Source organism: Cytobacillus sp. EB106-05-05-XG126, assembly GCF_058791715.1.
In genome coordinates this window covers 122604-142282 of record NZ_JBYTDU010000006.1, presented here as the reverse complement: position 1 = coordinate 142282, position 19679 = coordinate 122604, and the positions used below count along the sequence as shown (strand labels likewise).

The window sequence follows — 19679 nt, the reverse complement described above, 5'->3', positions numbered from 1 at the left end:
AGTGCGCTTTCGCACTCTTTCAATTACGTTAGCTGGCCGGAAGTATGATGCGAATGATTGTGCCGTTTTGCGGCTCACTTTGGACATTGATGCTGCCGCCGTGAAGCTGGACCAGCTGCTTGGCGATGGCCATGCCCAATCCGGTTCCGCTTCCGGTTTCACCAGTGTGGGTTCCTCTATAGTAGCGGCTGAAGAGCTTTCCGAGTGTTATGCTGTCCATGCCGATGCCATTATCTTCAATCTTCACGACAAGTAAGTGTTCCTCTATAGAAAAGAGGGTAACCGTAATGGCTGTGCCTGCCGGGTTATATTTGACCGCGTTGGCAAGGATATTATCCAGGATGCGCTGAAACCATTTGGCATCAATGGGAGCTGTAATGGATTCAGGATGCGGAATGAAATTGAATGTTTTATCCTGGTTAACGGGATCATTAATGTATTGAATGATGATCCGGCGAATAAATTCGTTAATATTGGTCGGCACCTTGGCAATTGGCAGCGCACGGTTTCTGAGCCGGTAGGTTAAGGTCAGGTCCTCCAGGAGGTCCATCATGTAATCCGACTTTTCAGACATAATGCCTGAGAATTCCCTTGTTTCCTTTTCAGACCAGGAATAGTCAGGGGATGCAAGCATTTGAGCATATCCCGAGATAGAGGATAGCGGTGTTTTTAAATCATGGGAAAGGCCGCTGATCCATTCTTCTCTGGTCTGGGCCATAATACGCTGCTGCTTCTCGGTTTCCTTAAGCGTTTCAGTCAGCTGGGCTAAAGTGGCAATCAGTTCTTTATACAGGCGGAATTTTCTTTTCAGTTTCCCTTTTTTGGTTCGTGTTGCCGGCCTGCCATGAACATCGCCAGGCTCCTGATAAACACCATTCCCCAGATTTTGAATCCATTTCATTAGGGTCAGCAGGGGCACACCGAACTTACGTGCATACCAGAGTGTTCCGCTCAGAAGCATGAGGAATGCTATGATAAAAATGATTATGAGACTCTTGTTTAGAGACTCAAACAAGCTTTTTTCCAGGGTGGAGCCTTTTTCATCAGCAGGAACTCCCACCAGGATTGCCTGTGCTGTGTCTGGATCAAAGTGTAACGCTGTTGAACTTCTTTCCGTATCTTGTTTTGCCAATAGCTCCTTGACTGAATAATGGGTCTGCTGATTTCGGACTCCAAAATCATCCGCTACTTTTCCATCTGCGCCGATAAGCTGGACCCATCCGTTTCTCTTTGCAAGTTCATTTTGTACCTTCTCAGGAAGGTTTAGCTTCTTAAGCCCCCAGTCAACAGCTGGAGATATCTGTTCCAGCAGTTTAGCTGCCATCTGAATTCTTCCGAAAAGAACAAAGTGAGATTCATCGCCAATTTCCCAGTATGTATATTGGGATAAGCCACTGTCTCTTCCATAGATCATGGCAGCAATTTCACTTTCCTTTAATGTTACAGGCGGATTTCCTGGCACATTATAATCACCCAGGACTTCTCCGTTCTTATTGATAGCGAGGAGCCATCCCTTCTGTTCCTTAACGAGAGTTTTCAATTCCTCTTTAAAAACAGCTTTCCCGTCTTTAAAGGTCACATGGTCAGATACGAAATAATCTTCAGCATTGGAGAGATCCTGTTTGGATTCAAAATCCATCATGGAAAAACCAAGAAAAGCCCAAAAAGAAATCAAAATGATAAAAAAGAGCACGAAAACGGTAATTAATTGACCAAAAAATTGAAAAATGAATCGTCTATGGATGTTCATGAATACTGCCTTCCGGAACGAATTTATAGCCAAGTCCCCTTATGGTGATGATGTGACTGGGATTACTCGGATTGATTTCGATCTTCTCCCGCAGCTTTCGAATGTGCACCATGACTGTGTTGTCCTCTCCGAAGCCTTCTTCTCCCCACACATGCTCGTATAACTGACTTTTACTGAATAGCTGATTGGGATGTTTACTCAGGAATAGAAGCAGCTGGTAGACTTGTGCCGGCAGATCGATTTTCTTTCCTGAAACAGTAACTTCCCCTGCTAAAGTATTAATTTTAATTCTGCCAAAATCGAAATTTGTCTGCATGGAGGCAGGCTGGCTGCCTTTATGGCGGCGCAAATGTGCTTTGATTCTTGCTGCCACTTCAAGCGGATTGAACGGCTTCGTTATATAATCATCTGCTCCAAGTGCAAATCCTGAAAGTTTATCAAGGTCGGTTGATCGTGCAGTCAGAAAGAAAATGGGAGCATCCGTTGTTTCTCTGATTAATGGGCAAACCTCAAAACCGGTGCGGTCCGGCAGCATGACATCCAATAGAATGAGATCGTAGGCTTTGGCACGGCAAAGCTCCAGTGCTTCAGCAGCGGTAGAGGCGGTATCGATATTTTTAAACTGTTCACGCTGTAAAATCGTAGCCAGCATCTGCAGAATGGCTTGCTCATCATCTACAAGCAGTATTTTTGAATTTTGCATCACTATTCTCCTAATCTAAAATGTTCAACACTTATCTTATCATTCAACTTCCAAAAATATAGGAATTTAGGAAAAATTAAGGTAGTATTTCAGATAGGTTAAGCTTCAGCATTTATTCTTAAGTCATATCAGGCTGAAGGGAGCAAGGTTCATGTTTATGATGTGCAAGAGAGAGTTTATAAGCCTTTTTAAGAGTTTTAAATCGATTATTATAATCGCTATACTATTTGCAGTTTCGTATTATGCCGCGAAATTTTCCAGTTTCATAGCATCGGGTGCGGATCTGACTGCAGGTGAGGCCGAGGATATCCACACAATTGGCCTTTTAAGTGTCATTTTGCTTTTTGGCCAATTATTTGTATTCGGTTTATCACACGACACAATAAATAGAGAGGTCCACGAACGCACCATAAGGTTTCTTGTGACCAGGGTGTCACGATTAGCCATATTATTCGGGAAATTCCTCGGGATTTGGATGTTCTGGTTTGTCTGCATTACGGTGTCCTTTTTGCTTATCAGTATTTTTTCCAGGAAGTTCGATCTGTTCATCTTTTCTCAGACGCTGAGTCTGGTGACGTATCAGGCGGCTTTGGCTCTGCTGTTGTCCGTTCTCATTCCAAGGCCGGGGTATACCATGTTCCTCGGCAATATTCTTGGGCTTCTGCTGCCGGCGTTTGGCTTTTGGGCTGCTTTTACACCAAACGGCTGGGTAAATTGGATGAAATATTTTGTTCCTTTCTACTATTTAGAGCGGGATGATTTTACATTTCTAGTCATATTGGGATTGGCTGGTATGATGATGCTGGCTGCAAATGCTGTTTTTAAAAGGAGGGAGTGCTGATGAATGCCATCGAAGCGAAACAGCTCTCAAAATCCTATGGTGCCCAACAGGTGGTCATGGGGATAGATTTAACCGTAAGAAAAGGAGAGATATTTGGATTTCTGGGGCGTAACGGTGCAGGAAAGTCCACCTTTATTAATATGCTGACAGGCATCATTTCTCCGAGCAGCGGAACGTATTCACTCCTCGGGATAGAAGGTCCTGATAGCAAAATGATGAAAAGAGTGGGGGTTATGCCGGATTATTCATCTTTCTATGGGTCATGGACCGCTCTGGATCATTTGCGTTTTTTCTCAGAGCTATCGGGCGCCGGGGCTACGAAAGAAAAATGCATGGAGGTTCTGAGAAGTGTGGATCTCTTATCTCATGCCAATAAGAAAGCAGGCAAATTCTCCTTTGGAATGAAAAAGAAACTCGGGATTGCTCAAGCGATTATACATGATCCTGAGCTGATATTTCTCGACGAGCCTACATCGGGTATGGATGCAGAATCCGCTATTCTCATTCTCCGGCTCATTAGAGAGCTTCAAAAGCAGGAAAAGACAATCTTCATGACATCTCATAACCTGGATGAAGTGGAGAAGATTTGCTCGCGGATTGCCATCATGCGGGATGGAATCATTGATAAGATTGGAACGATGGAAGAGCTGCAGGCATTTTACCGTTCAACCATAACGGTCAAGATAAAACACTCCAATGTGCCAATGCAGGAACGAGCAAAGCTGAAGCAGTGGCTTGAGTCAGCTGGCACTCTGCTTGAACACGGGGATGCTTATACAGTGATCACGATCAGCGATGAGAAAAAGATTGCTGAAATGATAAGGGCATTTACACAATGCAAGGCGGATGTTCTGAGGGTGGAAGTTGAAGAGCCTTCTCTAGAAGAAATCTTTTTAAATGAATAGGAGATTTATATGCTCGTAAATATAAAGGAGCCTCAAAATCGGATATCTCCAAAGGCCATCCGGGTATGGATCATCTCTGAGGTGATCCAGAATATCATCGGATTTGCTGTTCTGGGAGTTTTGTTTTATCTGATTGATTTATTCTCATGGAAGGAATGGATCGGCTGGGTTCTAATTATCTTATTATTTGTCTCGATCCCAGCTGCAATTTGGTCTATTATATCACCATTTATTAAGTATAAAAGCTGGCGCTATGATGTGGATGAAGAATATGTACAGATGAAGTCAGGGGTATGGCAGGAAAAGCATCTGCTGATTCCCATGACAAAAGTACAATCGGTTGAAACCGTACAGGGTCCCATTATGAGGAAATATGGGCTATATTCAGTGACTATGGGGACAATGGGTTCCTCTCACACGATTCCGGCTTTGCCTGAAGGTGAGGCGGTCTCATTAAGAAATCAGATAGCCAAATATGCCAAAATAAAGGAAGAAGACGAATGAAGCAAGCCAGAAGATATCATCCGCTTCATATGTTATTTGGAGTTATTCAATTACTGAGAAATGCAGCATTTATCGCCCTGTTTTTATTTGTGATGAAAGCCGATTCACAATTTTTTTTAATTGTATGGGGACGTAATCTTTTTCTTCCGTTTCTTGCCTTGGCTGGAATATCAATTTTCTTAAAATGGCTTTCAAATAAGTATACGGTTGACGATGCTGAAATTCATTTATCTAAAGGAGTTTTTGTCCGTTCTAAGCAGACTGTGCCATTTTCTAAAGTTCAGAATACCCATAGGCATACGTCCATTCTTCATCGGTTATTTGGTGTTACATCTCTTACACTTGAAACAGGAATGGAGGGTATTGATTCTGCAGTTGAGTTCAAGGTGATTTCCTTAAAGGGAGCTGCCTGGCTGGAGGAAAAGGTTTCAGCGAAAACAGAAGCAGAAATGCCGGATATGAGCGGAAGAACACTGCATTTCACACCTGAAAAAAAAGATCTTATAAAAGCAGCATATACTTCGCTGAGTTTCCTAGTGCTGCTGTCACTGATCGCTTCCATTTATACAAAAGCATCAGAATTTATCGATTTGGAAGAAAGAGGACTGGACTTTTTAAAAGTGCATTTTTCATCATGGCAGGTGCAGGCTTCTGCACTCATCTTTTTTCTGCTTATATCCGTGCTGGCAGGTTTTCTGCGAACGTATATAAAGTATGGAAAATATGAAATCTTATCTGATGAAAAACGGATTTATATCCGCAAGGGTTTTTTGGAAGAAACTTCTTTCTCCATTTCAAAAGACCGGGTTCAGGCCATCGAAATTAAGCAAAATGCTATGAAACGTTTGGCTGGAGTGGCTGAAGTTAAGCTGGCGGCGGCAGGTGATGTTATGGAGGGAGAGGAGAAGGAAGGGGTAAATTCACTATTTCCTTTTCTGCCTGTGGATCGGGCCTATAAGTTAGCAGAGGAGATTTTGCCGGCTTATGAGGTTTCACAGTCCATGGTTCCGCTTCCGAAAAACGCCTTATGGGCAAGCCTATTATCGCCAAGCTGGCTATGGATCATCTCGACAGCAGCCCTTTCTTATTTTAAGCCTGAGTTTCTGGGGTTTGGGGAAACCTGGATAGCTGCTTCTGTTATTCTATTCATTCTGGTTGTGTTTGTAAGGGCAGCTGGATATGCAAATGCACGGTACTTAATCAATGGCTCTTTTATCCAATTTAAGACCGGGATTATTGGTACACGGGTCTTTATCTCCAAACGCAGTAAAATCATTGAGGCAGAAGTAACGGCAACACGCTGGCAAAAAATGTTTGGTCTGGCTTCTATACAGACTGTAAACCGAGGGAAGCCTGTTCAGCATGCCGGCATGGAGAATGTACCGGTGGAATGGGCTTCATCCTTCCGTACCTGGTATAAGAGCCGGATAGATGAAGTGAAAATTAAGTAGTTTTTTCCATAAAATTGAAACCTCTTGGGTTAGCTTTCGTATGTAGTAAATAAAAGATAATCATGGAGGTTTCCTTTTTGAAGATGGTTTGGATCAGTACTGGAGTTATTCTAATATTGATGCTGACCCAGTCCTCATCGTTATGGCGAATAACCATAGCCATATTTTCTGTTCCTCTGTGTTCTTGCACATAATCAAGCAAAATCTCCTGAAATAGCAGATTAATAAAAGATAAGTTAAAGGGTGGAGAGTATGGCGCGAATTTTATACATAGAAGATGAAAGCGATATTGGCAGCTGGCTGAAAAATGATTTAGGGGAAAGAGGCCATGAGGTGATCTGGCTGCAGTCCGGGGAAGGGATGGAAGGGTATCTTTCTGAAGCGGATATGGCGATTTTGGATGTGATGCTTCCCGGACTTGACGGTTTTTCAATAGGGAAGCGGATTAAGAAAGTAAAGAATGACATGCCGGTACTTATGCTTTCGGCAAGGACAGCGGTGGAGGATAAGCTGGAGGGCCTGAGCTTTGCGGATGATTATTTGACAAAGCCTTTCCAGCCGGATGAGCTTGCTGCAAGGATTGAAGTATTGTTAAGGCGATTTCAAAAGAACGATCAGGTGCTAAAGCTTCACCACTTGCAGGTACATACAAAGGATATGCGGATCATCGACAGGGAGGCAGACCGTGAAATTCAATTGACTGGCAAGCAATATCAGCTCTTTCAATTCTTCATTCGCCATCTGAATCAGATTCTGACAAAAGAGCAGCTTTATGAAGGTGTTTGGGGCGAACAATACATGGAGGGCGACAAAACCCTGATGGTTCATATCCGCTATCTTCGTGAAAAGCTCGAGAAGAATCCTTCGCGTCCTGAGATCATTGAGACCATTCGCGGAATCGGCTACAGGGTGAAGATATGAAAAGATTTTTTCAATCGCTGCAGGCGAGGTATATGGTAATTATTCTGGTTGCCTTATTTCTGTTTCAGGCTGCTTATTTACTCGTGGCTATGCTGGCTATGGGTCTTCAGGAAGACATTTCAGGGGAACAGAACCAAAATGAAACAGATCCTAAGCAGATTGAAGAAAAATGGCATGCAGATGCAAAAGCACTGAAAAATAGCTCAAGAGAATCCATAAGCAGTCTATTTGCTGAATGGAAAAAGACGTATCCTGATGCTTCGATGTTTTGGGTAGATGAAATGGGAAATCTGATGGAGCAGCGGGATGTGAAGTCGAATCTGCCTGCTCAGTGGACGCCTGCCTATACAGCGAAGTTCATTAAGGAGAGGTATGGCGGAGACCCTTTTACAGTCATTAGCTTTATTGGCGGTGATGAAAAAAATGGTTTTATCGTTCTGGAAATACCGCGGAATTTGTTTCTTCCGCCGATGGTGAAGGTAGCAGAAAAATACGGAATCTTCTTAGGAGCGGGTCTGCTTTTAATCATTACCCTGTTTATCATCGTCTCCTTTTTATTTTTTCGGGGCATCCGCAAAAGGCTGCTTCATCTCCAGGAGGCGATGGAAAGGCGGGATATGGACAGCCTGCCGATCGGTATTGATGTGCAAAAGAATGATGAAATTGGCCAGCTGGAGAAGACCTTTAATGAGATGGTCGGGGAGCTTAAAGAAAGCAAGCGGCGCGAACAGGAGGAAGAGCAGCTGAGGAGGGAGCTGATTGCTAATCTGTCACATGATCTGCGTACACCTTTGACGAAAATCAATGCACACACCTACTCAATCGGAAAGGAGGATCTTTCTCCTGAAGGGAAACAGGCTGTCAAAGCACTGGAAACCTCCATCGTCAATATTGATAGATTGATAGAAAATTTAATGAGCTACACGCTTTTAATGGCGAGCAAGCATAAGCAGGAGATGACCGAGCTGGATGCGGTCCGGTTTGTTCGTGAAAATATGGCGTCCTGGTATCCTGTCTTTGAGAAGGAAGGCTTTGAAGTGAACATCGAGTTAGAGCCGTTTAAGAAGAAATGGCAGGCCGATCCAATGTGGCTGGGCCGTATTTTTGATAACATTCTGCAAAATGTGCTGCGGCATGCGAAGGATGGACTTTACCTTGAAGTGGCGACTGAATCAATCGATGAGTACGATGCGATTGTTTTTATTGATCATGGGAAGGGGATGAATAACAGTTCCAATGAAAAAGGAGCAGGGATTGGCTTATCCATTGTGGATATGATGGTAAAGGGTATGAAGCTGGAGTGGGATATTGAGTCAAGTGACAGTGGTACAGTGATTAAAATCATTAGAAAACATTAGGAGCAGCCTCATGAGGTGCTCCTTTTTTGCTTCATTTTCCATAAGGTAATCAATTGATAGGTGCCAAAAAGAATAGCCAGAGTAACCAGGACAATCCAGCCATAAGTGCGAGGAATAAGGAAATATACGAGTAAGCAGGCAAGCAGGAATACCGCGTACCCGATGTTAATCAGTTTTTTAAACGTCATAATGTCTACTCCTCTCTGCTGTATTAGACGCATAGCAGAGGGAAGAAGTGTCATTTTTTAAACAAATTTTAAACTTCCCTCCACCCTTGTTTTAACCTTTGCCGGATAAGATGGAAAGTGAGGTGAGAGGAATGGAGTATATCGTAAGAACAGAGAATTTATCAAAGCATTTTGGTCAGGAGAAAGCTGTATCAGGACTGGAAATGAAAATACCCAAAGGTGAGATTTACGGATTTCTGGGACCGAATGGGGCAGGGAAAACGACTACTATCCGGATGCTGTTGGGACTCATGAAGCCTACTTCCGGCAGAATTGAAATTTTTCAAAGTGATCTAAAAAAAGAAAGGTTAAATATATTGAGACGTGTGGGCTCGCTTGTGGAGTCACCATCCTATTATCCGCATTTAACTGCAAAAGAAAATCTGGAAGCAATGAGAAAGATATTGGCTGTGCCGAAAAAGAGAATCGATGAAGTATTGGAAATTGTCCGGCTTACAGCTGCCGGGGATAAAAAAGTAAAGGGCTTCTCACTGGGGATGAAGCAGAGGCTTGGGATTGCTGCTTCGCTGTTAAATAACCCGGAACTGCTGATTTTGGATGAGCCGACAAACGGTTTGGATCCTTCAGGAATTATTGAGATTCGCAATTTAATTAAAAGCCTGCCATCGGAATGCGGAATGACCGTGCTGATCTCAAGCCATCTATTATCGGAGATTGACCAGATGGCGACAACAGTAGGCATTGTGACAAAAGGGAAAATGATTTTTCAGGATTCTATTGAAGCGATGCGCATGTTTGCACAGCAATCTGTTCTATTAAAGGTCAGCGAGAGCGATAAAGCCTGGCGTGCCCTGCTTGGAAGAGGAATGAAGGCTGGTTTGGATAATGGCATCATTTCGCTGCCCCAGCAGTCCGATGAAAATGTGGCTGAAGCTGTACGCGGACTTGTGGCAGATGGGTTTTCCGTGTATCGGGTGGAAGAAGAAAGGAGGTCATTGGAAGACATATTCCTGCAAATGACAAGAGAGGAGCAGGCCGGATGATGGGAAAATTGCTGTCAGCCGAATTTATGAAAATCAAGCGGAAAGGAATCTGGTTCCTGACCGTCCTGGGTCCAATTGGGGTAGTAGCCATGCAGATGGTCAATTACGGGGTGCGCAAGGAGTATTTGTTCCGCCAGAATGATGACCGCTGGGGGTATTATCTGGACAATATCCATTCGTTCACACCGCTGGCGATTGTTCTGGGCATTGTCATCCTGACGTCATTCATGTCGAGCATTGAAAATGAAACGAATGCCTGGAAACAGCTGATGGCACTGCCGGTTTCGAAAATGAGTGTGTATTTATCAAAATTCACGGTGCTGTCAGTTCTGCTTTTGATTTCTTCTGTGCTTTTGCTGCTGTTTACGCTTGCTTTTGGAATCTCATTGGATTTGGGCGGTGAGATTCCGTATGCCGGACTGCTGAAATATAGTTTTTATCCTTTTTTTGCGGCATTGCCTGTTTTGGCGCTGCAGCTTTGGGCAGCGGCTGTGAGTGTAAACCAGGGTGTGCCAATCACTCTTGGCATTCTGGGTGTTATTTTGACCTATGCCGGCTATGCTTTACCGGATTGGCTGATCTGGAAATGGCCGCTGCTGCTGAATGACTGGGAGGAACCTCTCATCAACGTCCTGCTTGGTGCCGGAGCGGGCTTATTATTATACGCAGCAGGAATGATTGATTTTGTGAGAAGGGATGTGAAATAGATGCTTACTATTTTGAAATCGGAATGGTTTAAACTGCGCAAATCAAACATTATCGGCATCCTTCTAGCAGGGCCGCTGATTGGGATAGGTGCAGGGACTGGAGCAGATACAACAGAAGCAGCGGGGATGATCAATGAATGGTATCTGCTTTTGATATATATGAATTTGCCTTATGCGGTTCTCTTTTTGCCGTTAGTAACAGGAGTCCTGGCAAGCCTTGTCTGCAGGTATGAGCATCAGGCCGGGGGCTGGAAGCAGCTGCTGGCGCTGCCAGTCACAAGGGGGAAAGTGTTTGCGGCTAAATATGTTCTGATCCTTTTATTGGTATTGTTCATCCAGTTATTTTATTTAGCCGCTATAGCAGGAGCAGGATTATACAAAGGCATAGCTGATCCCTTTCCGGCAGCGATTGTCTGGAAGAGCATACTGGGAGGCTGGGTCGCGACTTTTCCATTAGTCGCTCTGCAGCTGTGGATGTCCGTCTGGTTCAAAAGCTTTGCTGCACCTTTTGCGGTCAACGTCGTTTTTACGCTGCCATCTATTCTGGCGATGAATTCCGAGAAAGCGGGTCCCTATTATCCGTGGGCACAGCCATTTGCCATGATGTATCCAGCGACAGAGAATGGTGACATTTTCTTTATACCATGGGAGCAGCTTATGACTGTGATCGGGGGATTCTTTTTACTGTTTTATCTGGGCGGCTATTTTTATTTTCAGCGGAAGGCTGTGTAGGTATAATTTTTTTAGGATAAAAATGTAATTTTTTGAAACCTTTTCTATATGATTCCGTAATGCATAGTGGAATTATTTTTAACTGGAATAGGAGTGTTCTATATGGAGCAGGAAGTAAAATCGAGCAGTGCAAAACCGAGTTTGCTAGGGATGATATGGAGTCCGGGGGAGCAGTTTGACCGGATCCGCCAGAATCCGAGGATTTGGGTGCCGCTCATATTGGTGAGTATAATTTATTCGATCGGCATGTTTTTGATGGCAATGTCGATGGATGCTTCTTATCTGGGCCTCGAAGGAATGAGTGATGCGGAAGCGGAAATGGTGATGATGTTTGCCAGGGGAGGAGTTGCCATTACAGGTATTTTCACTCCGGTATTTGTGGCGCTGATTTCAAGTGCTATCTATATGATTTTCACGAAGATTGCTGGATCTGATGCGACGTTTAAACAGCTTTTCTCTATGAATGTCCATATTATTGTGATTGGCGGTTTTGGTCTTATCCTTAACATGGCACTGAGAGCCGCGATCGGCGGAAATCCTGAAATTTTTATTACTAGTTTAGCAGGGCTGATGAATAGTGAGAAGCCGGGAATCTTAGGTTCTATTGAATTATTCAGTATTTGGCAGTCGGTTATCACGGCGATAGGCTTGCAGAGGGTGGCAGGATTATCAAAAGGCTGGGCTTGGGGCATTGCGATTGCGTTCTTCATTATTGGCATTCTGTTCGCGTTACTCAGCAATACCGTCTCTGGAATGACTGGTGTTTAAATGAAAAAGAAAGTTTGGATTGCCATCGGAGTAACGGCTGTGGTGTTGCTGATGGCTGGCGTGAGCATCTACAGACAGGCGTTTGCGAAAGGGCCTGAAGTAAAGACCGCCCATCCGGTGCAGGAGGAAATAAGAGAACAGATAATGATTCCCGGAACAGTGAAGCTGGTAAATGAACAGAAGATATATGCTTCTCCCGAAAAAGGCGAAATAAAGGAGTTCCTTGTGGAAGAAGGGGATTCAGTCAAAAAAGGAGAGGTTCTGGCCAGGTTTGATGAGCAGGCTTTAGCCCTGGAACTGGAAAAAGTTAAACTCCAGGCTGAATCAGGTTATTTAAAAATCAATCAGCTTGAAAAACAGGAAGATGAGCTTGGTGATAAGGAAAAAGAGCTGCGCAAACAGGCTGGAAAAAAAGAAGCTGAAAAACAGATACAGCCTGAAAGGGATCAGCTAAAGCTGGAAAAGCGGTTGGCGAATCTGGAATTAAGCCAGGTGCTACTGCAGAAAAAGGATATTGAAAAACGCCTGGAAGAATTAGAGATTAAGAGCACGATGGATGGAGTGGTGCTTCAGGTGAACAAAGAAACGTCATCCGATCCATCATCAGCAGGAAAGCCAGTCATTTATATAGGGGATCTGAAAGCGACCTTAGCATCGGGCCTGCTTTCAGAATTCGATTCATTGAAGGTCGGTGAGGGGCAAAAAGTGACACTCCGTTCCGATGCGATTCCTGACAAGGAATGGAAAGGTGAAGTCAGTGAAGTGGCTGACATGCCTGAAGAGAACCAGGGAATAAACCCTGCGGAAAATAATGCGCCGCAGTATTCGGTGGAGATATCGGTGAAGGAGATGCCTCTGAAACCGGGCTTTCAGCTCATAATGGAAATCGAAACGGATAAAAAGAAGGCGCTCACTGTTCCTGCTAACGCAGTAGTCACGGGTGACAGCAGTGTATATGTATTCGTGGTCAGGGATCAGAAAAGCTATAAACAGGAAGTGGAGACTGGTGTTGCTTCCGGGGATAAAATCGAGATAACAGGCGGACTTAAAGAGAAGGATTTGATCATTGCGAATCCATCAGATCAGCTGAAAGACGGCGTGGAAGTGGATGCAAAATGATCAATCTCAGTGGCATAACCAAGTCCTATCAGGCGGGAAAAGAAAGCATTGAAGTATTAAAAGGAATTAACCTGAGCATTGAACAGGGCGATTCTGTAGCCATTATGGGGCCATCCGGATCAGGCAAATCAACACTTATGAATATTATTGGATGCCTCGATCTGCCGACAGAAGGAACTTATGAACTGGATGGAGAGAATATATCCCATTACTCGGAAGCAGAGCTGGCCAAGGTCAGAAATCAGTCGATCGGGTTTGTGTTTCAGCAGTTTCATCTGCTTCCGAGGCTGACGGCTATTCAAAATGTGGAGCTGCCTATGATTTATAGCGGACTTGCCAAAAAGGAACGATTGGAACGGGCGGAAGCAGCGCTGGTTAAAGTGGGCCTGAGCGATCGGATGGAGCATCTGCCGAATGCCTTATCAGGAGGGCAGAAGCAGCGGGTTGCCATCGCCCGGGCGATTGTGAATGAGCCGAAAATCATCTTGGCGGATGAACCGACAGGTGCACTAGATACGAAAACAAGTGCCTCCATTATGGAGCTGTTCAGTGAGCTGAACCATGAAGGATCAACAATTGTAATGGTGACACATGAACCCGAGATAGCAGAATATGCTCATCACACGATTATGGTGAGGGACGGGCTGATTGTGAACGCTGAACCTTCCCGCAGGGGGGGGCCTGTATGAGTTTTTTAGAAAATATCAAAATGGCACTCAGCTCATTGAAGGCGCATAAAATGAGATCGATTTTAACCATGATCGGAATCATTATTGGTGTTGGGGCGGTCATCATTGTAGTTGCCATCGGCCAGGGCGGAGAAGCGATGCTGAAAACGCAGCTGACAGGTCCGGGCAATACAGTGGAATTATTTTATCAGCCTTCTGAGGAGGAAATTCAGGCAAACCCGAACATATTTAATGAAGCTCCTTTTGATGGGGAAGATATCAAAGCACTGGAGCAGATTCCCGAGATTAAACGGGTAGTTGCTTCAAGCTCACAGTTTTCACAGGCTTCATATGGAGAACAGACTGCAGAGACTTCAACGACAGGAGTTGGTCCTGCGTATTTTGAGCTGAACAATGTGGATCTGGAAAAAGGACGATCTTTCACGGCTGCTGATTTCCTTGGCGGACGCAGGGTGGGGCTTGTCAGCTTTTCCATGCAGGAGGAGCTCTTTGACGGTAAGTCGCCGGTTGGCGAAGTGATCCGGATTGGGAACCAGCCGATAGAGATTATTGGCGTCATGGAAAAGCCGACAGGGCTCTTTTCATTCGGTGTTCTGGAGATCTATGTGCCTACGAAAACATGGCAGACTATTTATGGGAAGAGTGACTTTACCCAGGTGACGCTTCAGGCTGAATCCGCTGATCAGCTTCAGACCGCTGGAAAGAAGGCTGCCAGCTTACTTAACAAGATGCATAATACAGAAGAATCTTATATGGTCATCAACATGGAAGAAATGGCAGAAGGAATTGGCCAGATTACAAAGGTCATGACGTTAATCATCGGCAGTATCGCCGGCATCTCGCTGTTTGTCGGAGGAATTGGCGTCATGAATATTATGCTCGTCTCTGTAACGGAGCGAACGAGGGAAATCGGCATCCGTAAAGCACTTGGAGCGACCAGGGGACAAATCATGGGACAGTTTTTAATCGAATCTGTCACCCTGACCTTGATTGGCGGAGTGCTGGGAATCCTTCTGGGCTGGGGTTCAGCATCTCTCATTTCATTCTTTGCGGGCTGGCCATCGCTCATTTCGTGGCAGGTCGTCGCCGGAGCCCTATTCTTTTCAATGGCGATCGGCATTATCTTCGGACTGCTTCCGGCTAATAAAGCCTCTAGGCTGAGTCCAATTGAATCTTTGCGGTATGAGTGATTAGTAAAGAGGCTATCTTCGGCTGGGGCTGAGGGTAGTCTTTTGTTTGAGGTGAACATAATGATTCAATTAAATATTATTTTTGTTTTGTTTTTATTAACCTTGCTTGCGCGGTATTTGGTATTTGATGCATTTGAACCCGCTATGTTTGCGGCTGCCTTTTTGTTTCCTGCTGCATCCATTGTGATTTTTTTCATTAGTAAGAGACTTGCAGACAGGGAGCGGGCTTATCAGCCGAAATCAAAGGATGGCTGGTCATTTTATCACATACAAAAGTCGTTAATGATTGAAAAGCCGCTTTTTAAAGGACAAAATCTGAAAGGATACGTTAAACGGTATTTTCCTCAGAGATGGCAGTATGCTTTAGGAGATAGCTTCGGTTTAAATTGGTATTTGTCTTTTGAGGTGCGCATTGACCAGGATTTGTATGATGTACGCTGGTATCGTAAAAAGTGGATAAGCCAACAGGATCAATGGAGGATCTATAAGAACGGAACGCAAATAGGAGAAGCTCATACAGTCATCACCTTAAAGAATGCAGCAAAATTAAAAGAAGCTATTGAATACAGATTCCATAATATTACTTATATATCCTCTGCGTCATCGGTTATGTCAGCCATTACTTTATCCAGAGAAACAGCCGTTCTTGGCAGATTAAAACGGAGTCATATCATTAGCGGTGTTCAGGAAATCAATGTGGAGGACAACAATCACGACTATCTTGTTGCATTAATCATTCATTCTTTTTATTTTAAAAACTGATTCAATGCGTTTTACCTATAAGCAATCCGGCAATATAGTAAAATAGAACTATTACATAATAAGGGTGTGCTTAGGATGAGCTGTAATGCTTGTATGGTGCAGGATGTGAGCTTTGAGGTAAAGGCAGATGGTGAACAGAATTGCCGGATGTTTTCAAGCGTGGTTGAACACTTGGAGAGAAAAGGCGTTTTGGTGGAAGCTGAATCAGACCGGTTCGTGCTGAAGGAAGACGGCATGCGGGATTTTCTTGATTTTTGCAGGGACCATATGGAAGCTGAATGTGTCAGCTTCAGGTTGGCCGATGAGGCGTGGCGCCCCATTGAGGAGGCTGCTGAGATCCTGGATAGCCAGTGGATTGATGAGGTGATTGCCAATGGGCTGGTTACCTGTCATGCACAGCCGATTCTCAATGGAGAGGAAGAACTGTTTGCCTATGAAATGCTGGCGAGATTTTACCGGGAAGATGGGTCGGTGATTTTTCCGGGAGAAATATTTGGTGCAGCCAGAAAGCGCGGGAGGTTGTATGCGCTCGATCGCTTGTGCCGGATGACGGCTGTCAGATTTGCTTCGTTTATCGATAAAAAGGCGTTTATCAATTTTATTCCTACAAGCATTTACTCCGCCGGAGTTCTGCCTGAAATCAACGGTACAGCTTGCGAACCGCTTAGGTGTGGATCCGAATCGGCTCGTATTTGAGGTAGTGGAAACAGATAAAGTGGAGGATACGGATCATTTGAAAAGAATCCTCGCTTATTATAGGGAAAAAGGATTCTGCTATGCACTGGATGATGTGGGCGCCGGGTTCAGCACGGTCGAGTTATTGAGCGAGCTTCAGCCCCATTATATGAAGCTGGATATGAAATATGTTCAGGGCGTGTCAACAGATCCAGAAAAACAGAAAACAGCGGAAGCTTTTTTACAGCAGGCATTGAAGATGGGGTCCGTCCCGCTTGCTGAAGGGATTGAAACCCGGGAAGACTTTGAATGGCTCCGGGACAGAGGATATCAGCTGTTTCAGGGGTATTTGTTTGGAAAACCTGCGCCGATAGCTGAAAAAGGCAGAAAAGGAATACCCCAGTGCTGAATTAACAGGAATGGACCAGTTTTTCTACCAATAAAAGGTGTGCCGAAAAATTTCTGAGCGGATAGCGGAGAAATATGTGCGCATAAGAATTTTTCTGTGCGAATAGACGTAATTTCAGTGCGGATAAAAAAATTATGTCCGGCTCAGCATTTTTTAAAGGAAATATGGCTGAAATCAACGAACATACATAGGATGAAAACAGCTGAATAGGGGTAAAAAAAATGGAGCTTAAAACAGAGAGGCTAACGATTCGCCATTTTAAAGCAGAAGACTGGCAGGCGGTTTATGAGTATACATCAAACCCGGAAGTGATGAGATACATTCCGGAAGGGGTATTTACAGAAGAAGCTGCAAAAGAGTTTATCCGCAAAAATATAGAGAAAGCTGACCATTTCCCTGTTGTTATGGAAGGGGATATTCTGATCGGCCATATAGGGTTTCATAAGTATTTCGGTAATCATACATATGAAATCGGGTGGGTATTTAATCCCAAGTTTTATAATAAAGGCTACGCATCAGAAGCAGCATATGCAGTGCTGAAATATGGCTTTGAAGAACTTGGCGTTCACCGGATTATTGCAACCTGCCAGCCAGAGAACCCGCCGTCTTACCGGGTGATGGAGAAAATCGGCATGAAGCGGGAAGGCTTTTTCAAAAAGTGCATTCCACATGGGGATGAGTGGTGGGATGAATATTATTATGCGATTTTGAAGGAAGAATGGAATTCAGATAAATAAAGGGCCATGTATATCACCATCCTGATTTGAAGAAAATATGGCCAGGAGGTGATTTACATGGCTAAAGATGTTCTTTGTGAAGTAAATAACTGCACTTATTGGGAACAGGGAAATAAGTGCGCTGCAGAAGCTATTTATGTTGTCAGCCATAAAGGCAAGCACGCTTCCAACAGCAAAGAAACAGACTGTAAAACGTTTGAGCCGACAATGTAAGCCAAAAGGGTAACCGATCTGGTTACCTCCCTGCTATTTATTATTGATAATAATTATCAGTTTCATTCAAAAAAATTTACCATGCTGATTCTTTTGTTTTTCGAAGCGGAGTCAGTTTTTTCATGTTCTTAAAGATCTTATAATGGGCAGTAGCTACTTTTTCTTCTACATAATCCAATGAATAATCACCCGATGGATCAGAAAGTTCCCCAATCGCACGTGATAAGTGATCAATGACTGTTCTGTATGATTCATTCTTCTTATGGTCTTCCTTTGAGTTCATTTCTAGCATAATGTCGTGAGCAAGGCTTTGAATTCTCCGTAAACGAATTTGCTTCGCTGGCATAGTATCGCATCCTCCCCTTTTTTGCTGAATCAATATATTATATATGGCCTTTCCAAAGAAAAAATAACTGAAATCCAATGTGCGCATTTACTGGAATAATATAGTATAATGAGTGGGTCTTGTTTTTTTCTGACAATTTAGTAAAAGGAGGCGTTCAATATGCTAAATAAAACTTTAGTAATTTTGGATCAAAATAAGGGGAGAACGCCTAATTAAAAAAAGCGTTTCCCCAAAAATGTGAAAAGGGGAAATTTTTTATGAATACTGGCAAAGTGAAAATTGAAGAAGTAACAGCAGACAATTGGTATGATTGCTGTTTATTGGAGCTTTCAGAGGAACAAAGAGCTTATATGGAGCCTAATGCAGTTTCCATTGCGCAATCTAAATTTGAAACAGCGCTTAGACCGTATGTGATTTACTTGGAAGATGAAGCTGTCGGCTTCTTAATGTTTAATACATGTTTAGAAGAATTGGATGCGTACTGGATTTACCGGATAATGGTTGATAAGGCGCACCAAGGCAGGGGAATAGGCAAAAAAGCGACAGAACTGATGATTGCTGAGATGGCGAAATTGCCGAATGCTAAAACACTTGCAGTAGGATACCATCCGGAAAATCTTGGGGCACACCATCTTTATGCAAGTTTGGGATTTGCAGATCATGGCCACCGATTTGGGAAGGAAATGGCGGTTGTGAAAGATTTAGACTGAGTAACAGGAGGGGAGATGCAGAATGAAAGTGGGAATGGCCCTGTTTATTTGAGGGCTGATTTTACTTATGTCCGGCATCTTTCTGTCTGCCAATTGGGCAATCGCCGGCAGTTTCATGGGGATCCTCGGAGGGATGATGATGGGAAGCTCTTCTTATTTCCTTGCGAAGACAGGGAAGAAGGCAGGTTAAGAGTTATGGAATTTATGATTTTTTTATTTGTATTCTTTATCTTTCTGGCAATCAGTTCCGTAATGAATATGTTATTCAAGATGACGGAAAAGAAGCATTGGGGCATGTCGCTGCTGCTGAGCCTGGTGTTAGCTGTCATAACAATTGCCATTTTGGGGATTAAATAGGAAATGAAGTCCGGGGAAGATTCCCGGGCTTTTTAAGTGTATAAAAATGCTTGGTAAACACAAACTTTAGGTATCTTACAACGGAAAGGTGATTGAAAATGGATAAAGAATATCAATTTGCAAATTTGTCCGACGGGGATCTGCAGCAGGTGCATAATCTGGAAAAACGCTTAAGTGAGGAAAAGGGAGAAGAAGTCATTCTCATTGCTTATCATGATCAGAATGAGAATAAAAGGCAATAAAGACGAAGAAACGCTTGGGCATCTCCTATCCCAAGCGTCTTTTTGTCTGTAATTTATTTTTTATCAACAGGCTGCGCCTCATATACTTTCACCTGAGGAGGTGCAGCAAAATATTGAGGAGCTTTTGCCGTAAATGATGTAAAGTGTCCAGTCTGGTTGTGGAACTTCACAGCGTCCATATCCTTCCACAATTCCACCATAGTATAGGCACCCGTTTTTTCTGTATCTTTTACAAGGTCATAAGAGATATTGCCTTCTTCAGATCTGGAAGCCTCGATCAGCGGACGGATCTCAACAAGAAAATCATCTTCTTTATCAGTTTGTATTTGGAAGCCAGCATGAATAATGATCATGTTGCA

The 19679-nt window shown here is 43.7% G+C and carries 27 protein-coding genes; 21 read left to right on the top strand and 6 right to left on the bottom strand.

Annotation, left to right across the window (positions count from 1 at the left end; genetic code table 11):
- Window positions 1–28: 28 nt before the first annotated feature.
- Window positions 29–1750, bottom strand: a complete 1722-nt coding sequence (locus AC3WTL_RS18010) for a sensor histidine kinase (protein WP_252220681.1) — start codon at window positions 1748–1750, stop codon at window positions 29–31.
- On the bottom strand, window positions 1737–2453 hold the full coding sequence (locus AC3WTL_RS18005) for a response regulator transcription factor (RefSeq protein WP_197214017.1): 717 nt from the start codon (window positions 2451–2453) through the stop codon (window positions 1737–1739). The genes AC3WTL_RS18010 and AC3WTL_RS18005 overlap by 14 nt, the downstream gene beginning before the upstream one ends.
- A 151-nt stretch (window positions 2454–2604) precedes the next feature.
- Between AC3WTL_RS18005 and AC3WTL_RS18000 the strand changes: the two genes are divergently transcribed.
- From AC3WTL_RS18000 to AC3WTL_RS17985, 4 genes are read left to right on the top strand one after another with little or no spacing between them, the layout of a single operon-like run.
- Window positions 2605–3294, top strand: a complete 690-nt coding sequence (locus tag AC3WTL_RS18000) for an ABC transporter permease (protein WP_248349298.1) — start codon at window positions 2605–2607, stop codon at window positions 3292–3294.
- Complete coding sequence (locus AC3WTL_RS17995; RefSeq protein ID WP_248349296.1) at window positions 3294–4199, top strand: ABC transporter ATP-binding protein; 906 nt, start codon at window positions 3294–3296, stop codon at window positions 4197–4199. Before AC3WTL_RS18000 ends, AC3WTL_RS17995 begins: the two co-directional genes overlap by 1 nt.
- 9 nt (window positions 4200–4208) lie before the next feature.
- On the top strand, window positions 4209–4703 hold the full coding sequence (locus tag AC3WTL_RS17990) for a PH domain-containing protein (RefSeq protein ID WP_248349295.1): 495 nt from the start codon (window positions 4209–4211) through the stop codon (window positions 4701–4703).
- A complete protein-coding gene (locus tag AC3WTL_RS17985) occupies window positions 4700–6154 on the top strand; it encodes a PH domain-containing protein (protein WP_252220683.1) in 1455 nt (484 codons plus the stop codon). Before AC3WTL_RS17990 ends, AC3WTL_RS17985 begins: the two co-directional genes overlap by 4 nt.
- On the opposite strand, the gene AC3WTL_RS17980 is transcribed toward AC3WTL_RS17985, so the two are convergent.
- Window positions 6147–6344, bottom strand: coding sequence for a hypothetical protein (locus tag AC3WTL_RS17980; RefSeq protein ID WP_248349285.1), 198 nt, complete (start codon window positions 6342–6344; stop codon window positions 6147–6149). The genes AC3WTL_RS17985 and AC3WTL_RS17980 overlap by 8 nt on opposite strands.
- A 62-nt stretch (window positions 6345–6406) precedes the next feature.
- On the opposite strand from AC3WTL_RS17980, the gene AC3WTL_RS17975 reads away from it, so the two are divergent.
- Together AC3WTL_RS17975 and AC3WTL_RS17970 are read left to right on the top strand one after the other, a co-directional pair.
- On the top strand, window positions 6407–7075 hold the full coding sequence (locus tag AC3WTL_RS17975; protein WP_248349284.1) for a response regulator transcription factor: 669 nt from the start codon (window positions 6407–6409) through the stop codon (window positions 7073–7075).
- Window positions 7072–8433 (top strand): sensor histidine kinase, encoded by a 1362-nt coding sequence (locus tag AC3WTL_RS17970; RefSeq protein WP_252220685.1) that lies wholly within the window; start codon window positions 7072–7074, stop codon window positions 8431–8433. The genes AC3WTL_RS17975 and AC3WTL_RS17970 overlap by 4 nt, the downstream gene beginning before the upstream one ends.
- A gap of 8 nt (window positions 8434–8441) precedes the next feature.
- On the opposite strand, the gene AC3WTL_RS17965 is transcribed toward AC3WTL_RS17970, so the two are convergent.
- Complete coding sequence (locus AC3WTL_RS17965; RefSeq protein ID WP_248349280.1) at window positions 8442–8621, bottom strand: hypothetical protein; 180 nt, start codon at window positions 8619–8621, stop codon at window positions 8442–8444.
- 131 nt (window positions 8622–8752) lie between these two features.
- Between AC3WTL_RS17965 and AC3WTL_RS17960 the strand changes: the two genes are divergently transcribed.
- From AC3WTL_RS17960 to AC3WTL_RS17905, 12 genes are all read left to right on the top strand, one after another.
- A complete protein-coding gene (locus tag AC3WTL_RS17960) occupies window positions 8753–9664 on the top strand; it encodes an ABC transporter ATP-binding protein (RefSeq protein ID WP_252222267.1) in 912 nt (303 codons plus the stop codon).
- The gene (locus AC3WTL_RS17955; protein WP_252220687.1) at window positions 9661–10371 is read left to right on the top strand and encodes an ABC transporter permease; all 711 of its coding nucleotides are present in this window, start codon (window positions 9661–9663) and stop codon (window positions 10369–10371) included. Before AC3WTL_RS17960 ends, AC3WTL_RS17955 begins: the two co-directional genes overlap by 4 nt.
- Window positions 10372–11103, top strand: a complete 732-nt coding sequence (locus AC3WTL_RS17950; RefSeq protein WP_248349276.1) for an ABC transporter permease — start codon at window positions 10372–10374, stop codon at window positions 11101–11103.
- Window positions 11104–11205: 102 nt separating this feature from the next.
- Window positions 11206–11871: a YknW family membrane protein gene (gene yknW, locus AC3WTL_RS17945; protein ID WP_248349274.1), complete on the top strand. Its 666-nt coding sequence runs from the start codon at window positions 11206–11208 to the stop codon at window positions 11869–11871.
- The gene (locus tag AC3WTL_RS17940) at window positions 11872–12990 is read left to right on the top strand and encodes an efflux RND transporter periplasmic adaptor subunit (RefSeq protein ID WP_252220691.1); all 1119 of its coding nucleotides are present in this window, start codon (window positions 11872–11874) and stop codon (window positions 12988–12990) included. It abuts the gene before it with no gap.
- Window positions 12987–13679 (top strand): ABC transporter ATP-binding protein, encoded by a 693-nt coding sequence (locus AC3WTL_RS17935; protein WP_252220692.1) that lies wholly within the window; start codon window positions 12987–12989, stop codon window positions 13677–13679. The genes AC3WTL_RS17940 and AC3WTL_RS17935 overlap by 4 nt, the downstream gene beginning before the upstream one ends.
- Complete coding sequence (locus tag AC3WTL_RS17930; RefSeq protein ID WP_163139559.1) at window positions 13676–14869, top strand: ABC transporter permease; 1194 nt, start codon at window positions 13676–13678, stop codon at window positions 14867–14869. The genes AC3WTL_RS17935 and AC3WTL_RS17930 overlap by 4 nt, the downstream gene beginning before the upstream one ends.
- A 60-nt stretch (window positions 14870–14929) precedes the next feature.
- Window positions 14930–15631 (top strand): hypothetical protein, encoded by a 702-nt coding sequence (locus AC3WTL_RS17925; protein ID WP_248349266.1) that lies wholly within the window; start codon window positions 14930–14932, stop codon window positions 15629–15631.
- A 75-nt stretch (window positions 15632–15706) separates the two neighbouring features.
- Complete coding sequence (locus tag AC3WTL_RS17920; protein WP_492369834.1) at window positions 15707–16327, top strand: hypothetical protein; 621 nt, start codon at window positions 15707–15709, stop codon at window positions 16325–16327.
- Complete coding sequence (locus tag AC3WTL_RS17915; RefSeq protein WP_492369843.1) at window positions 16209–16715, top strand: EAL domain-containing protein; 507 nt, start codon at window positions 16209–16211, stop codon at window positions 16713–16715. Before AC3WTL_RS17920 ends, AC3WTL_RS17915 begins: the two co-directional genes overlap by 119 nt.
- Window positions 16716–16936: 221 nt before the next feature.
- Window positions 16937–17452, top strand: a complete 516-nt coding sequence (locus AC3WTL_RS17910; protein WP_248349262.1) for a GNAT family N-acetyltransferase — start codon at window positions 16937–16939, stop codon at window positions 17450–17452.
- A gap of 57 nt (window positions 17453–17509) precedes the next feature.
- Window positions 17510–17665, top strand: coding sequence for a DUF1540 domain-containing protein (locus AC3WTL_RS17905; protein WP_226619693.1), 156 nt, complete (start codon window positions 17510–17512; stop codon window positions 17663–17665).
- A gap of 76 nt (window positions 17666–17741) precedes the next feature.
- Here AC3WTL_RS17905 and AC3WTL_RS17900 read toward each other — a convergent pair whose 3' ends face one another.
- Window positions 17742–18011, bottom strand: a complete 270-nt coding sequence (locus tag AC3WTL_RS17900) for a hypothetical protein (RefSeq protein WP_035333089.1) — start codon at window positions 18009–18011, stop codon at window positions 17742–17744.
- Window positions 18012–18268: 257 nt separating this feature from the next.
- On the opposite strand from AC3WTL_RS17900, the gene AC3WTL_RS17895 reads away from it, so the two are divergent.
- From AC3WTL_RS17895 to AC3WTL_RS17885, 3 genes are all read left to right on the top strand, one after another.
- Complete coding sequence (locus tag AC3WTL_RS17895) at window positions 18269–18721, top strand: GNAT family N-acetyltransferase (RefSeq protein ID WP_252220700.1); 453 nt, start codon at window positions 18269–18271, stop codon at window positions 18719–18721.
- Window positions 18722–18736: 15 nt separating this feature from the next.
- Window positions 18737–19078: a hypothetical protein gene (locus AC3WTL_RS17890; protein WP_252220702.1), complete on the top strand. Its 342-nt coding sequence runs from the start codon at window positions 18737–18739 to the stop codon at window positions 19076–19078.
- 98 nt (window positions 19079–19176) lie between these two features.
- Window positions 19177–19320: a hypothetical protein gene (locus AC3WTL_RS17885; RefSeq protein ID WP_197248598.1), complete on the top strand. Its 144-nt coding sequence runs from the start codon at window positions 19177–19179 to the stop codon at window positions 19318–19320.
- Window positions 19321–19373: 53 nt separating this feature from the next.
- On the opposite strand, the gene AC3WTL_RS17880 is transcribed toward AC3WTL_RS17885, so the two are convergent.
- Entirely contained in the window at window positions 19374–19673 is a 300-nt protein-coding gene (locus tag AC3WTL_RS17880) for a putative quinol monooxygenase (protein ID WP_248349256.1), read from the bottom strand.
- Between the last annotated feature and the right edge of the window lie 6 nt (window positions 19674–19679).